The organism is Chitinophaga sp. Cy-1792 (assembly GCF_011752935.1).
In the GTDB taxonomy this organism is placed as follows: Bacteria; Bacteroidota; Bacteroidia; order Chitinophagales; family Chitinophagaceae; genus Chitinophaga.
The window spans coordinates 273000-287442 of record NZ_VWWO01000001.1 but is presented as its reverse complement, the minus strand read 5'-3'; the positions used below and the strand labels follow the sequence as shown (position 1 = coordinate 287442).

The window sequence follows — 14443 nt, the reverse complement described above, 5'->3', positions numbered from 1 at the left end:
CAATGAAATCTCTTAAAATATTATCACTCGCAGTACTTGCCGGTATTACATTTAGCAGCTGTAACAAAAAGTTTGATGAATACGGTGTAAACCAGAACCGTCCGGCTGCTGTCCCGCCCAGTATGGTTATCGGCGGGGTGCTGGCAGATATGAATGCCGACAAACCATGGAGCAGCGTAATGCGCTGGAATCAGTTCGACTGCTGTAACTATAACTATTATGGCGACCAGCGTTACGACTGGGGTGGTGCTGACCTGGGGAACTTCTTTTCCCTTACCAACGTGCTGCAAATGGAAAAGGAAGCGACCCGTCTTGGGGGCAAAACAGTGAATCCATATAGTGCTTTGGGTAAATTTTTCCGCGCTTATTTTTATTACAGGATGACCAATCTGGTAGGGGATCTTCCACTGAACGATGCGTTACAGGGGCTGGCCACTGCTTCTCCCAAATATGCATCTCAGAAAGAAGTATTTGTACAGCTCCTCAAATGGCTGGAAGATGCCAACAGCGACCTCGGCAACCTGATCGCCAATCCGGATAAGAGTAATACGGCAGAAGGCCAGAATCTGAAAGGCGATATCTATTTCGGTAACGACCTTACCAAGTGGCAGCGTGCAGTAAACAGCTTCCATCTCCGCGTGCTGATTGCATTAAGCAAGAAAACCGCCGACACTGATTTACAGGTGGCTGCCCAGTTTAAAAATATCTTTACCAATCCAACCAAATACCCGCTGATCGAAAGTATGGATGGTAACCTGCAGTTCATCTATAACGGTATTAATAAATACCCGTCTAACCCGGATAACCTGGGTAATGATGCAACACGTTATAATATGTCTGCCACCTATCTGAATACACTGGTATCCTTAAACGATCCCCGTGCATATATCACCGCTGAACCTGCTACCCAGCAGCTGAACGTAAACCATAAAACGCCGGCAGATATTACGGCTTATGTAGGAGCACCTTCCGGCCAGAGCCAGGAAGATATGTCGTCGGCGATGTCCAGCGTAGATACTGCCGCTTATTCTGTGCGTAGCAGGGCGCGTTATTACAGCAGCTATGCAGGTGAGCCAGGTGTGCTGGTAGGTTATCCGGAAGTATGCTTCAATATTGCAGAAGCGATCAATCGCGGCTGGATTACAGGAGATGCGGAATCTTACTATAAAAACGGTATTAAAGCCTCTCTGGGCTTCTACAGCATCCCACTGAAGGGAAGTGTTACTAAAACATATGCAGGCGCTAATTACACCATTCCTTTCGATTTTGACGGTACTTACTATGTGCAGGCATCTGTGAAGTATGCCGGTAATAATGCGGCAGGTCTTACCCAGATATTACAGCAGAAATACCTGGCATTCTTTGAGAACTCAGGCTGGGAGGCATATTTCAACTATCGTCGTACAGGAGTGCCTGTGTTTAGTGTAGGTACTGGTACTGGTAACAGCGGCGCGATCCCAGTTCGTTGGAAATACCCTGACAGTGAGCGTTCCTCCAATACCGTTAACTGGACAGCTTCGTTGCAAAGCCAGTTCGGTAGCGGAACAGATGATATCAACGCCGCCATGTGGCTTATTAAATAAGCAGACAATATTTGAGCATCACTAAACAAAATTGCTATTGCGAAAGCATACCGCGCGAAGCGCGGAACAAAACAAAATGACATCGAAGATGTCATTTTAAATAATTCGCTTTAATAATAAAATTGATTTGTTTGTAGACGGTAGCTTCGCTACCGTCTTTTTATTTCCGCCCCGAAGCACTTCACGGATAATAACATAAATATTTGTTTAATAATACTTAACAATTAGTTTAGCCAGGGTTAACATTAAGTTTACATTGGAGCGGCACCTTTGACCCAAACAGTGAATATTAATGATGAAAATTCCTTGGATTGAACAGCGGCTGCAAAAGGCCGGCAATCTGACCTTCTCGTTATATGCCGCCCTGGTGGCATTTGGAACTTATTCCTGCATGTATGCGTTCAGGAAGCCGTTTACCGCTGCCATCTTTGAAGGGATGAGCTTCTGGGGAATAGATTATAAAATCTGGCTGGTAATCAGCCAGACGCTGGGATATGCGGCGAGTAAATTTTACGGGATCAGGTTCATTGCAGAGATGAAAGGACAGCGAAGAGCGGCCAGCATCCTGATGCTGATACTGATTTCCTGGACATCGCTGCTGCTGTTTGCGGTAGTGCCGGCACCTTATAATATTCCTTTCCTGTTTATCAACGGGTTTCCGCTGGGCATGATCTGGGGGCTGGTATTCAGCTACCTCGAAGGCCGCCGCAGCACAGAGTTTATGGGCGCCGTACTCTCCATCAGCTTTATCTTTTCATCCGGTTTTGTGAAATCGGTCGGAAAATCGACCATACTTGACTGGGGCGTAAAGGAGAACTGGATGCCCTTTGTAACCGGCCTTATATTCATTGTTCCCATATTGATTTTTGTACTGCTGCTGGAGCAAATTCCGCCACCATCAGCGAAAGATGAGCAGCTACGTACCAAACGTGCACCCATGGACAAAGATGAACGACGCAGGTTTCTCCAGGCCTTCCTGCCAGGACTCATACTGCTGATCGCCAGCTATGTTATGCTGACGGTATTACGCGATATCAGGGATAATTTCTCTGCAGACATCTGGAAAGACCTGGGCTATGGCGCTACTTCCGGCATCTTTACCCAAACAGAAATTCCGGTATCACTGGGTATTATTGTAATCATGAGTATGCTGGTATTTGTGAAAAACAATTATAAAGCGTTTATGCTCAACCACCTCATCGTAATATTAGGATTCGTGATCGCCCTCGTAAGTACTTTACTTTTCAAGGCACACCATATAGGGCCCGTATGGTGGATGACGCTGACCGGACTGGGTTTATATATGGGCTACATACCATTTAACTGTATATTCTTCGAGCGACTGATAGCAGTGTTCAAATACGTTAGTAACGTGGGTTTCATCATGTATGTGGCCGATTCATTCGGGTACCTGGGGAGTGTAATGGTTATGCTGGCAAGAAATTTTTATAATATGAAGATCACGTGGAGTGAGTTTTTTGCTGATGCCTTAATAGGAGTGAGTTTGATGGGGATCGTGCTGATGGTAATATCTTCCCTGTACTTCAGAAACAAATTTATAACAGTGAATAATGATACGCACCCTGTAATGAACGGAGAAGTGCAGATGGCAGCCTGAAAAGAGGGGAATCAGGCTAAATAAAAAAGGTAAATCGTGATTGATTCATGCACGATTTACCTTTTTTTATTGGGAGATTACTGAGATTATTCTTTGTCAGCAGCCTTCTTGGTAGATGGCTCATCTTTCGCGTCTTTAAACTCGCGAATGCCGCTACCCAGGCCACGCATCAATTCAGGAATCTTCTTACCACCAAACAATAACAGAACTACTAAAGCAATAAGCAGTAATTCCTTTACGCCAATTTCCTGCAGAAACAAAAGAGGAATATTCAAGAATGATGTTGTCATTATACCAGGTTTTAGTGTGTTCTTTTACGGTAAATATTTGTATAAAGTTAGTACGAAATCTGGTTTTTTCAGATTTTACCCGAGATATTTACAGTGATATGTATAAAATTTTATATTTCAGATGCTTATGAATTATAAAAATCGATCTCTATGGCACCGTTTACCACTTTCAGGCAGGCAACCCGGCCATACTCCGTGCGGCGCTCAAACGATTTTTCTAAGGGTGTTCCGGAAACATGTGCCAGCAAAGCCCGGATGATACCGCTATGTGTTACCAGTACCGCATCTTTTCCCTTGCTGATGACTTCGTTTAAAACCGCTACAGCCCTGTCCCGCAGGTCTATATAGCTTTCACCGCCAGGCACCCGCACATACACGAAATCATCCATCCATTTCTGGAGCGCATCAGGGCCGAGGTCGTCCCAGCGTTTCATTTCCCATTCACCGAAATTCAGTTCTTTAAGCCGGTCGTCGGTAGTGAAATTGTTGCTGAAAAGGTAGGTTGCCAGTTTCCGGCAGCGTTGAAGCGGGCTGGAATAAACGACCAGCGGTTTATCGGGCAGGAGGCCCTTCACGCGGGCAGCTTCCGTCTCAAAAGTTGGCGCTACGTCTATATCAGCGAAGCCATAACAAATGCCACGTTCTACGGCCGGAGTGGTGTGCCGGATCAGGTATATTTCCATCCCAGAATACAAAAGCACAAATATATAACTGTTTCCGCTACTTGCTGAACAGCGCCCAAACAATCGCCGGTATAGCCACCGATCCATTTGTGCATCAGCCTGGCCATATACATCCTTATCAGCAGGAGGGCCGGAATGGTCAGCAGTAATTCGGGCTTATGCAAGGCATAGGTGGTGGCAAGGAAAGGCGTGATCCCAAAGAAGGCTGCTATCATCAGGTCGGTATTGGTAATCCCTTTGGCGATAGGTTTTGCTTTGCTTAGTTCATCTTCTCTTACATATTGCTGGGTATAGATGATGGTAAGGGCGGTAAACCTGCTTAGTGGCTGTGCCGCAATGATGGCCATCATCAGCACATATGTGGGCAGGCACATCAGCGATACCAGTTTGGTAGCAATAAGGAGGAGGAGGCCCAGCATACCGTAAGTACCGATACGGCTGTCTTTCATGATTTCCAGGATCTTCTCTTTTGTCCAGCCGCCGCCGAAGCCATCGCACATATCTGCGAAGCCGTCTTCGTGGAAGGCGCCGGTAACCCATACGCTGACGCAGATACATAGTAAGGCTATCAGCGCTTTGGGGGCCATATCCTGTAAAGCCCATACTACCAGCAGCATAAATGCGCCGGTGATCCATCCCACCAGTGGCAGATAACGGGTAGCCCTGTTCAATGATTCGGGATCATAGGGTTCGCTGACGGTAACGGGTAAACGGGTATAGAACATGAGTGCTGTCCGGATCAGTTGCCATTGTTCCCTCATATCGATCTGTTTGAAACCTGAGCACTACCAAAACTGGCCATTTCTTCGAGGAATGCCACTGCGCTTTGTATCAGCGGAATGGCTAATGCAGCGCCGGTGCCTTCTCCCAGGCGCATATCGAGCTGTAAAAGCGGATCGGCATGGAGGTATTGCAGCATGGACTGGTGGCCTTTTTCATTGGAGCAATGTGCGAAAACACAGTAATCCAGGACGTCGGGGTACATGGCTGCCGCTGCCAGCAGGGCTGCGGATACAATAAACCCATCTATCACGATTATCATCTTAAATTCTGCTGCCTGTATGATGGCGCCGCAGATCATAGCTATCTCAAACCCACCGAAGGTGGCCATCGCCTGTAAAGGGGAACCGGGTGTAGGGTGGAATGCCTGTACCTGGCGCAGTACGGCCTTTTTTTGTTCGAGCTGCTGCATATTGGAGCCGGTACCAATGCCGACGCATTCGTCTATGGGCATGCCGGTAAAGTGACTCATCAGCAGGGCAGCGGAAGAGGTGTTGCCAATGCCCATCTCTCCGAAGCCAATAATATTACAGCCTTCCTGGTATAATTGATATACTTCTTCTGCGCCCGCATCCATGGCGGCAGCGCATTGTTCCTTGCTCATGGCTGGCTGATGAAGATAGTTCTTCGTGCCCATGCCTATTTTGCGGTCGCGCAGCTGCGGATGTGTTCCAAAGCTGTGATTAACGCCTGCATCTACAATTCGCAGATCCAGTTTATGTTGTCGGGAAAATACATTGATGGCGGCGCCTCCGTTCAGAAAGTTGTAAACCATCTGGGCGGTAACTGCCTGTGGAAAAGGGTTTACGAGTCCATCCTCCGCTATGCCGTGATCGCCGGCAAATACAATGATCGCCGGATGATGAAGGGCTGGTGTAAGCGTTTCCTGGATTAGTCCGGCCTGTAGTGCAATCTTTTCCAGTTTGCCTAAGGAGCCGGGTGGTTTGGTTTTCTGATCAATCTTTTCTTGCAAGGGTTCCTTCAGTAAGGTAGATACGGGTGTAATCATCTTATTTCTCCTCTTTTTATATCAACACAAAAAATAGTTCGCTATCGCTTGCCAGCTTCATCTTTTATTATAACGGGAATTCCGGCAATCATCAGTATTACAGTATCGGCTAAACGGGCGATGTATTGATTGGTCCAGCCCTGCAGGTCTGCAAACTTGCGGGCAGTTACAGTTTGGCCGTGGATACCCATCCCGATTTCATTGGTTACGATGATGTAGGTACCGGCTTTCTGGTGAATGGCATCTATCTCAGCCTTTATGGTTTCCAGGGCTGGTTCTAAACGGTGTGACGAATCTTCAAATAAATTGGTAAGCCAAAGTGTGACGCAGTCTATTAAAACAGTTTGCCCCTCGAGGGGTAGGCGGCTTATATATCGTTCTTCTTCATAATTGATCCAGGCGGCGCTTCGGTCATCTTTGTGCCGCTGTACCCTTTCTGCGAAATCTTCGTCCCAGATGCGGGCGGTGGCAACATAAACCGGACTCGGACTATGGGATAATGCAAGGGTTTGTGCATACCTGCTTTTCCCTGATCTGACACCGCCTGTGATCAAATATATCATGAATGTAGTTAGTTTAATACGGGCATGGCAGGGAAGAAATATCCGGTATAAGGAATACTTTTCTTCAAGGCACCTGTCATGGCATTATATATAAACAATGTGTTCTCCTGAGAGTTCACACCGTAACCTGGTTTCATGCCTGTAATGACCAGGGTGGTATCTGTTGGGTTGTACCTTACACCGGCACCATAGAGTTCTCTGTCTGCCGGCAGTTTTACGATAGGAACAGTAAGGGTACTGTCTATACCTGGTACAAATTTATACACGTTGGAACCGCCGCCGTACTGACCTGTCTGTGCAAAATAAATAGCGTTTTCAGCCGCTGATGCGCAGAAGGAGCCAGCATTCCAGAAGCCCCATGTATCGTAGATGTCGAAGCTGATAGGATAAGTCTGAACAGCCAGGTTACCGCCATCAATGGCATAGAGGTTTTTACCTTCCCCTGCCCAGATACGGCCATCACGGCTTTTGGCAAATCCTACGGATGCTTTAACCACTTTTTTGTTAATGCTGAGGTCTGCTGCATTTAATACAACGACACCATCATTTTTTGTTAATACAAATACAAAATTATCTGATTTGAGCATGCCGCCGGTTTCTCCGGTAATGCCATTCACTTTACCGGTAAGGGTAAGTGTGTTCAGGTCCATTACGTACACACCGTCGGTGGTGCTCACGAGGCCACGGGAGTTATCGATGCCGCAGAAGGCATGACCTTCGGCAGGCAGTGGGGCGGTACGGCCTTTTTCCAGCAGGTTGTAGGCATCTGCCACTACCAGCGGACCACTTTTGGATACGATATATAACTGACCATTGTAGATGGCGCCATATTCAGAAGTAACACCCAGCTTTTTGCCGGCGTTTACTTTACCATAGATGTTCTGGTAAATGCTGTCTGCTCCGTTACGATAGAAGTTCAGCTCGCCTGTAGCAGGATAATTTCCTTCATTCACAATGTAGAAGCCGTTTTCCCATGGGCCCAGTACTTTAATACGGTAATAGTAACCGGAAAGACTGTTGCCTGCATATACTTTAAAGGAAATGGTATAATCACCTCTTTCAGCAGGCTTAAAGGTAAATACGGAATCAGTACTTTTTTCAACACCGTTTACAAGCCACTGATAAGTAGGCGTACCGGAAACATTGCCCAGTTGCGGACGGATAGTTTTGGAATCGCCTATATAGATAGTATCATTTCCATTGCCATTGTTATTTAAACCCGGAGAAACAACTTCAGGTATGACAATACCTGCCTCGTTCTTCTGGCAGGCGGTGATTCCCATCATGGCCAATGCTACAAGTACCAGGGGAAACTGAAGGGAGCGTGAAATTTTACGCATGAGCTATTGATTTTTTATACGATTTTCCGTGCGTATGCCCGCTATCGTTATTCGTGCATACCCGGTGCTATAGACAGAATTCAACTTATGCAAGATAGGAAATCGGGTTTCCCCAAAAAAGATTTAGAGATTCATTACGTGTAAAACCTTTCAAGGTGCTACGCGTAATAAATCTCTAAACTAAATAATATTTATTGCTGACAGGCCATTACTGCGCGGTACGCAGCTTTTTGCCATAAGCCAGTGCCAGTCCGCCGAAGAATACGGCAGAATAGATCAGGGTACCGGCGAGGAAAAATCTCATGTATGGAATTGCCTGTGCATAGCAGCTGATAAAGCCTGCCATGTCTTTGGTGTAAGGCTGCATGGTAGTCATGTCTGTACCACCGGAAATCCAAACGCCAAAGTCAGAAACAATCCAATGTACGATAGCTGCTACGATGGAAGCCGCTACGATATTGCCAACTGCAATTTTCTTAATCATTACCTGGCCAACAACAACAATCAGTACAAAGCTCAGGTATGTCCAGTACCAGCCACTGTAAAGCAGACCCTGTGCATATTGTTTGTTAAACACCTGCATCAGTACAACATCACTCAGAAACAGCGCCAGTAAAGGGAATACAAATGCTTTCCAGCTTTTAGCGAAGGTAGAGCCGCCAAACAGCGCCATCGCTCCTAAAGGTGAAAACATTGCAATCGGCGACATATTAGCATCTGCGCCCAACACAACTCTGATTACTCCTGCTGCCAGAATGAACAGCAAAAGCACACCAAATTGCGGATTAAGATTCTTTAAAGACATATGTTGATTTAGTATTTAAAGGTTAAAGATAACTCCTGTATTGAAATTAAAGCCTCTCGAATTATATCCTGTCACATCGAAATATTTATAATCTGTAATATTTCGGAAACCGGCGAAAATTTTAAGCAAGTTACCAAATTTATACTCACCATAAAGATCTACGGTGTAATAATCTCCCAGCGGGTTACTTACATCATAGCGCAGGCCTACATATTTATAGGATGCGCTCGCATAAAGTGAGGAGGTGATCTGGTACCCCAAAGTAGCATTTCCCATATTCCGGGGAATCCGGTAGAGGTTGTAAAAGGTGTTTTTACTACCGTTCGTTGCCGTCTCTGTTATATGACCATCTGTATAGCTATAGTTGGCCGTAAAATCCAGCCCACGGATAATCTCTACCTCAAATTCTGCTTCTAATCCGGATGCCTGTTGCTTATTGGCATTTCTATACTGTCCGGCATATGTAACGGGGTCTGAATAAAATATGATCAGATCGCGGGTATCTCTCCAAAAACCAGTAACCCTGAAATTAGCACGATGCAGGTACAGCTGGTAACCTGCCTCATAGCTGGTGGTCACTTCCGGGCTAAGGCCGCTGTTGCCATAACCTGGCGCGTATAGTTGATAAAGGGTAGGTGTCTTATAGCCGGATGCAACATTGACATAGAACTTATGCTGGTCGTTCAGCAGATACGAAGGGTTGATGGAATAAGTGAAATTATTACCATACAACTGGTGATGATTGTAGCGACCGCCAACGTCCAGGTTGAATCCACCCATGTTACGCAGCAAAACGGATGCGTAGGCACTTACCTGATTGGCATGTGCGCTGTCTTTGGGGATATTGGTGATATATGGCGTCGCACCCGGATAGTTTCCGATCAGATAATCATCCTGACCGGTACGGGATGCCATAAAAACACCGCCACCTATTACACGTACCTGTCGGGTGAAATCCAGGTTTACATAGCTTTCCACCTGGTGCGTATACGATGAAAAATGTGAATCATCATATTTGGTATAGCCGGTTGGCGCTATATAGCCGCTATCGTTCAGATAGTGCCTTTTATTTTGCTGATAGCTATACAACAGGCGCCATTCTCCCAGTTTGAATTTATAGGTGCTGCTGAAGGTATTGAGCATATACTGGAACTGGCCGTTATAGTCGCGGTCATCAATGAAAGCGCCTTCATCCAGCGCATGGTGATAGTCGCTGAAATTAAAGAGGTATTGCAGGTTCCATCTTTTGCCGGCTTCCAGTCCCAGTTTGGCAAATACGGTATGCTGCCGGAATCCGTCCTTGTCGAAGTTGGCATGTCCGGTGGTATCGGTGGCATCGGAGAAGCCGTCTGTTTTTTCAAATTTATAGCCGAGGATATAGGAGAATTTATCCAGATGCCCATGTAGATTGATTCCAGCCTGTTTATCATTATAGCTGCCGTATCCCAGTGAGGCAGTGGCACCGAATTTCTTATCGCCGGCTTTCCGGGTAATGATATTGATCACACCAGCTACGGCATCGGAGCCGTAAAGCGTAGATTGGGCACCACGGAGGATTTCAATACGCTCTATCTCCTGTGTGGAGATGAAGTTAAGGTCAAAGGCACCGGAAATCTGGGAGGCATCAGAAACGGGCATCCCATCGATAAGAATCAGTGTATTACCGGAGCCGGCGCCACGCATATATACTGTCTGGACGGACCCCGGTGTATTATTGGCGCCGTTAATCACCAGCCCGGGCTGTGTATTCAGTATATCTGCTACCGTTTTGCCATTATTTTTATCGAGATACTGTCGCGTAAGGATGGTCAGCACTTTACCTGTTTCGCTGGCTTTCATTGGCACTTTGGAAGCGGTTACCGTAACTTCCGACAGCTGGCGGCTATGGGTAGTATCCTGCGCCATACCTGGCAGGGATGCAAATAAGATGATGGTTGCTAAAAGTATTTTCATAAAGCATCTAACAAAAAAAAAGAATTACAGATTAATCCGGTAAGAGAAAAAATCTGTAATTCGTAAAAAAAATAAGGGATATCTGTGGAGATATCCCTTTGAATATGGTAAAATCAACCAGGAAGACGGGAGATATGTTTCTCCATTTCTTTGATCTGGCTTACGATCTGGTCGTTGGTAGGTTTTTGTGCTTTTGCTCTGCGGAAGTAATCTTTTGCAGATTTAAACTCGCGGCGGCTCATCGCAATACCGGAGAGGGTCAGCAGGGCAGCAGCTGTATTTTCCTTGTCTGGCAGGCCCATACGAACCGCCTTCTTCAGGTTCTGGTCAGCTGATTTCAGGTCATTTTTCTGGTAAGCGATATTTCCAAGCTGGAAGTACTGCATACCTTCATATTCCTTCATCGGGCTGCCGGATTTGATACTCTGGCGTATAGTAGATTCTGCTTTATCCAGGTCGTTGGTATACATGGCCATGTTAGACTGCATGAAGTAGTATACGGAACGGATAGGTTTATAGAGCAGGTTAGGCCATTTAATCTGATTCATGAGTTTATTGGCTCTTTCGAGGTCACCGGCTTCCACAGCTTCCTGTACCATTCTCATTGGTCCAAACAGCACATGCGTTACCAGACAGATCACTGCAAGCAGCAATACGAGGGAAGCTTCCCACCAGCCAACTGTAAAACCCAGGGCAATACCGCCCAATAACAGCACAATGCCGATCGGGAAACGATATAAAATAAAAAAGTTAAATGCTTTCATGGAAATTCTGTTCGTAATTCACTTTATTCTAATACGAGGCAGCAAAGATAATTAAAAAATACACCGTAGTGTTGCCGGGAGCATATCCGGGTAAATATTAATTTAATGACTATATCCGGCCTCGTTTTCGGCATTCCGGGCCTTCCCGAACCGGAGATTTGCCAGTATAATGGCGCCCAGGATAATACCGATACCGATTATCTGCACCGTGGTGATATGTTCATGTAGGAAGATGGTAGCTGCGATAGTGGCTACCGGAAGCTCGGCAGCACTGAGTATGGCGCCTAATGCCACGCCGGTTTGCGGCATCCCTTTCGAGAAAAGGAAGGGGGGAAGCACTGTCCCGAATAAGGCCAGTGGTATTCCCCACATCCAAAGTCCGGTTTCCGTAAAACGACCATTTACTAAATAAAGTGGCGGAAAGATGAGTGTTATTATGATGAAAGCGCCGGTAACGATCCAGGCACTTTTCAGTACCGGCGTAAGCGCACGGCCTACACGGCCGCTTACCACGATGAATATGGTATAGAAGAAGGCCGCCAGCAGCCCGAATCCGAGGCCTTTTAAGTTTAAGGAAGCCCCGCTGCTGTTCAGTATGCCCCCTGCCAGGAAAGTTCCGGCGAGGATCAGCGCTACCGCCAGCCATTGGCGCCCGGTAGGCTTCTTCTTATAAATTAACCATTCGGCCATCATGCTCATCCAGGTAAACTGCATCAGCAGTATAATGCCCAGACTCGCAGGGATATATTGTACAGCCTGGTAATACGTAATACTCACCAGTCCTGTAGAACTGCCAAGAATAAAGGATGTCCTGGCATCTTTATTTTTAAGTCCGTAGGTGGTAGCACCCGAGATCATATGAATGAACCAGAGTGCTACCATTCCGAAGCCGGCCTGTACGCTGCAAACTTCTCCCAGCGTTAAGCCATGCTGATATCCGAGTTTAACGATTGTTGATAATATTCCAAAGCTACATGCGCCTATTAACACGAGCAATATGCCTTTCCACATGATGATCTAAAATTTGCTGCGAATGTAGCGGAATTCATCGAATCGCTATTTTGTCCGCTTTTCCAGGTTTGGCAGGAATCCTGTTAGCAATCCAATCAATGGCAGATAAGCACATACCTGGTAAACATAGGTGATGTTGGTCTGGTCGGCAAGTCGGCCAAGCAGGGCAGAACCCACACCTCCCATACCGAAGGCCAGTCCGAAGAAAAGGCCTGCAATCATACCTACTTTACCGGGTACTAACTCCTGCGCATATACGAGAATAGCAGAAAAGGCAGAAGAAAGTATTACGCCGATGAAGACGCTTAATATGGCTGTCCAGGCGAGGTTTACATGCGGCAGCAGCAATGAAAACGGTGCTACGCCCAGGATGGAGATCCAGATCACATACTTGCGGCCGATGCGGTCGCCTACTGGCCCGCCAATAAAGGTGCCTGCAGCTACAGAGAAGAGGAATACAAACAGGTATACCTGCGCACTCTGTACACTTACGTTAAATTTATTGATCAGGTAGAAAGTATAATAGCTGGTCATGCTGGCCATATAGAAGTATTTGGAGAAGATGAGTACCAGCAGGATAGCCAGCGAGAAAATCACTTTTCCATTGGATAGCTGTGGTTTATCTGTAAGTACGGCCGCTTTTTTCACTTTTGGTTTTTTAGGCTGTGCCATGTACCATTTGCTGATGCGTAGCATCACAATAATGGCCAGCAGTGCTGCCAGTGAAAACCAGATAACATTGAACTGACCGAAAGGCACGATGATGGCTGCTGCCAGCAATGGGCCCAGGGAGCTGCCGGCATTTCCACCTACCTGGAACAGCGACTGCGCCATGCCATGACGGCCACCGGATGCCATGTGTGCGAGCCTGGAAGCTTCCGGATGGAATATTGCCGAGCCGACGCCGGTCAATGCTACGGATACCAGTACCATTGGGAAACTATGTGCCATGGAAAGACTCACCAGTCCTAATAATGTGAAGCCCATGCCTATTGCCAGGGAATAGGGCTGTGGTTTTTTATCTGTATAAAAACCTACCAGTGGCTGCAAAATGGACGCCGACATCTGGAAGGTAAGTGTAATCAAACCTACCTGTGAATAGGAAAGTTTGAGGGAATCCTTTACCAATGGATAAATGGCCGGTATTAATGATTGTAATGTGTCGTTCAGCAAATGGGTAAAACTCAATGCGATCAATATCGAGAATACCGTCTGTTGGGCGATTTTTTCGGCGGCCTGTTTGGTCTCCTGTTGTTGCTCGGTTAAAGTTGTGGACATTGTTTGTTTTTTGAGATCAGATCATCTGATGTTTAAAGATAAAATTTTAGGCTACTGATTTATCTGTGTTTATGATCATGTTCCGTGTGTCATAATCCTGGTGGCGCAAGACCAGGCTTTTTTGGGATCTTTGTCGATAATAGCCTGCAGCAATGCATCGTGCAGGTGTTGCGTATCCACAAAGGTTTTAGTGGTGCCGTACCGCAGTACGAACGACTTCTTCAGCATATCGGCGACACTGGCATAAAGGTCTATCATCACCTCATTTCTGGCTGCATCGGCAATAGATTTATGGAAGTTGATATCTGCCTGTATACAGGCTTCCAGGTTATTGGCGATCGCATATTCATAGCGCTTTTTCAGGAAGCCTTTCATTTTGTCGATATCCTTCTGGGAACGCAGCATGGCGGCTTTTTCGGCGATCTTCACTTCCAGTATCAGCCGTACTTCATTGAGGTCTTCAAAGTCGGCCCGCTGCAATAAGGTTGTCAGCGGTTCTCCGGAACCGGTCTGCGAAATGATGAAAGTGCCCAGGCCTTGCTGAACTTTCAGAAAGCCCCTGTTCACCAGTATCTTGATGGCCTCCCTGATACTGGACCTTCCCACACCGTATTGCGCCATCAGCTCCGGTTCTGTAGGGAGCTGCTGGTCCACAACGATCTTGCCTGATACGATCAGGTCCTGTATCCTGCCGGCCACTTCTTCGGCCAGCGATAATCTTTTTACTGGTGTAACTGTATTCATCATATCATCTGATGTTTGCAAA

General features: G+C 46.5%; 14 protein-coding genes. 2 read left to right on the top strand and 12 right to left on the bottom strand.

Annotated features, from left to right (window positions below):
• Positions 1–2: 2 nt before the first annotated feature.
• A complete protein-coding gene (locus tag F3J22_RS01175) occupies positions 3–1583 on the top strand; it encodes a SusD/RagB family nutrient-binding outer membrane lipoprotein (RefSeq protein ID WP_167013466.1) in 1581 nt (526 codons plus the stop codon).
• 292 nt (positions 1584–1875) lie between these two features.
• On the top strand, positions 1876–3201 hold the full coding sequence (locus F3J22_RS01170; RefSeq protein WP_167013464.1) for a DUF5690 family protein: 1326 nt from the start codon (positions 1876–1878) through the stop codon (positions 3199–3201).
• A gap of 86 nt (positions 3202–3287) precedes the next feature.
• On the opposite strand, the gene tatA is transcribed toward F3J22_RS01170, so the two are convergent.
• The 12 genes from tatA to F3J22_RS01110 all read right to left on the bottom strand — a co-directional run bounded on the left by tatA (position 3288) and on the right by F3J22_RS01110 (position 14424).
• Positions 3288–3491: a twin-arginine translocase TatA/TatE family subunit gene (tatA, locus tag F3J22_RS01165; protein WP_167013462.1), complete on the bottom strand. Its 204-nt coding sequence runs from the start codon at positions 3489–3491 to the stop codon at positions 3288–3290.
• Between the two features lie 125 nt (positions 3492–3616).
• Positions 3617–4174: an alpha-ribazole phosphatase gene (gene cobC / locus F3J22_RS01160; RefSeq protein ID WP_167013460.1), complete on the bottom strand. Its 558-nt coding sequence runs from the start codon at positions 4172–4174 to the stop codon at positions 3617–3619.
• A complete protein-coding gene (locus F3J22_RS01155; protein WP_167013458.1) occupies positions 4159–4935 on the bottom strand; it encodes an adenosylcobinamide-GDP ribazoletransferase in 777 nt (258 codons plus the stop codon). Before F3J22_RS01155 ends, cobC begins: the two co-directional genes overlap by 16 nt.
• On the bottom strand, positions 4932–5963 hold the full coding sequence (gene cobT / locus F3J22_RS01150) for a nicotinate-nucleotide--dimethylbenzimidazole phosphoribosyltransferase (RefSeq protein ID WP_167013456.1): 1032 nt from the start codon (positions 5961–5963) through the stop codon (positions 4932–4934). Before cobT ends, F3J22_RS01155 begins: the two co-directional genes overlap by 4 nt.
• 41 nt (positions 5964–6004) lie before the next feature.
• Entirely contained in the window at positions 6005–6526 is a 522-nt protein-coding gene (locus F3J22_RS01145; RefSeq protein ID WP_167013453.1) for a bifunctional adenosylcobinamide kinase/adenosylcobinamide-phosphate guanylyltransferase, read from the bottom strand.
• 8 nt (positions 6527–6534) lie between these two features.
• Positions 6535–7866 carry a DUF5074 domain-containing protein gene (locus F3J22_RS01140; RefSeq protein ID WP_167013451.1) on the bottom strand — a complete coding sequence of 444 codons (1332 nt, stop codon included), beginning with the start codon at positions 7864–7866 and terminating at the stop codon, positions 6535–6537.
• A 208-nt stretch (positions 7867–8074) separates the two neighbouring features.
• Positions 8075–8671, bottom strand: a complete 597-nt coding sequence (locus tag F3J22_RS01135; protein ID WP_167013449.1) for a DUF6580 family putative transport protein — start codon at positions 8669–8671, stop codon at positions 8075–8077.
• 15 nt (positions 8672–8686) lie between these two features.
• Entirely contained in the window at positions 8687–10624 is a 1938-nt protein-coding gene (locus F3J22_RS01130) for a TonB-dependent receptor (protein ID WP_167013447.1), read from the bottom strand.
• A 113-nt stretch (positions 10625–10737) separates the two neighbouring features.
• Complete coding sequence (locus F3J22_RS01125; RefSeq protein WP_167013445.1) at positions 10738–11388, bottom strand: hypothetical protein; 651 nt, start codon at positions 11386–11388, stop codon at positions 10738–10740.
• 102 nt (positions 11389–11490) lie between these two features.
• The gene (locus F3J22_RS01120; protein ID WP_167013443.1) at positions 11491–12399 is read right to left on the bottom strand and encodes a DMT family transporter; all 909 of its coding nucleotides are present in this window, start codon (positions 12397–12399) and stop codon (positions 11491–11493) included.
• 45 nt (positions 12400–12444) lie between these two features.
• A complete protein-coding gene (locus F3J22_RS01115) occupies positions 12445–13677 on the bottom strand; it encodes an MFS transporter (RefSeq protein ID WP_167013441.1) in 1233 nt (410 codons plus the stop codon).
• Between the two features lie 75 nt (positions 13678–13752).
• The gene (locus F3J22_RS01110; RefSeq protein WP_240154979.1) at positions 13753–14424 is read right to left on the bottom strand and encodes a FadR/GntR family transcriptional regulator; all 672 of its coding nucleotides are present in this window, start codon (positions 14422–14424) and stop codon (positions 13753–13755) included.
• Positions 14425–14443: the final 19 nt, after the last annotated feature.

Bases quoted from the DNA above. Each gene is read 5' to 3' on its own strand.
- F3J22_RS01135 (WP_167013449.1), bottom strand. From the start codon at position 8,671: ATGTCTTTAAAGAATCTTAATCCGCAATTTGGTGTGCTTTTGCTGTTC.
- F3J22_RS01155 (WP_167013458.1), bottom strand. From the start codon at position 4,935: ATGAGGGAACAATGGCAACTGATCCGGACAGCACTCATGTTCTATACC.
- F3J22_RS01130 (WP_167013447.1), bottom strand. From the start codon at position 10,624: ATGAAAATACTTTTAGCAACCATCATCTTATTTGCATCCCTGCCAGGT.
- F3J22_RS01125 (WP_167013445.1), bottom strand. From the start codon at position 11,388: ATGAAAGCATTTAACTTTTTTATTTTATATCGTTTCCCGATCGGCATT.
- F3J22_RS01145 (WP_167013453.1), bottom strand. From the start codon at position 6,526: ATGATATATTTGATCACAGGCGGTGTCAGATCAGGGAAAAGCAGGTAT.
- tatA (WP_167013462.1), bottom strand. From the start codon at position 3,491: ATGACAACATCATTCTTGAATATTCCTCTTTTGTTTCTGCAGGAAATT.
- cobT (WP_167013456.1), bottom strand. From the start codon at position 5,963: ATGATTACACCCGTATCTACCTTACTGAAGGAACCCTTGCAAGAAAAG.
- F3J22_RS01115 (WP_167013441.1), bottom strand. From the start codon at position 13,677: ATGTCCACAACTTTAACCGAGCAACAACAGGAGACCAAACAGGCCGCC.
- cobC (WP_167013460.1), bottom strand. From the start codon at position 4,174: ATGGAAATATACCTGATCCGGCACACCACTCCGGCCGTAGAACGTGGC.
- F3J22_RS01140 (WP_167013451.1), bottom strand. From the start codon at position 7,866: ATGCGTAAAATTTCACGCTCCCTTCAGTTTCCCCTGGTACTTGTAGCA.
- F3J22_RS01110 (WP_240154979.1), bottom strand. From the start codon at position 14,424: ATGATGAATACAGTTACACCAGTAAAAAGATTATCGCTGGCCGAAGAA.
- F3J22_RS01175 (WP_167013466.1), top strand. From the start codon at position 3: ATGAAATCTCTTAAAATATTATCACTCGCAGTACTTGCCGGTATTACA.
- F3J22_RS01170 (WP_167013464.1), top strand. From the start codon at position 1,876: ATGATGAAAATTCCTTGGATTGAACAGCGGCTGCAAAAGGCCGGCAAT.
- F3J22_RS01120 (WP_167013443.1), bottom strand. From the start codon at position 12,399: ATGTGGAAAGGCATATTGCTCGTGTTAATAGGCGCATGTAGCTTTGGA.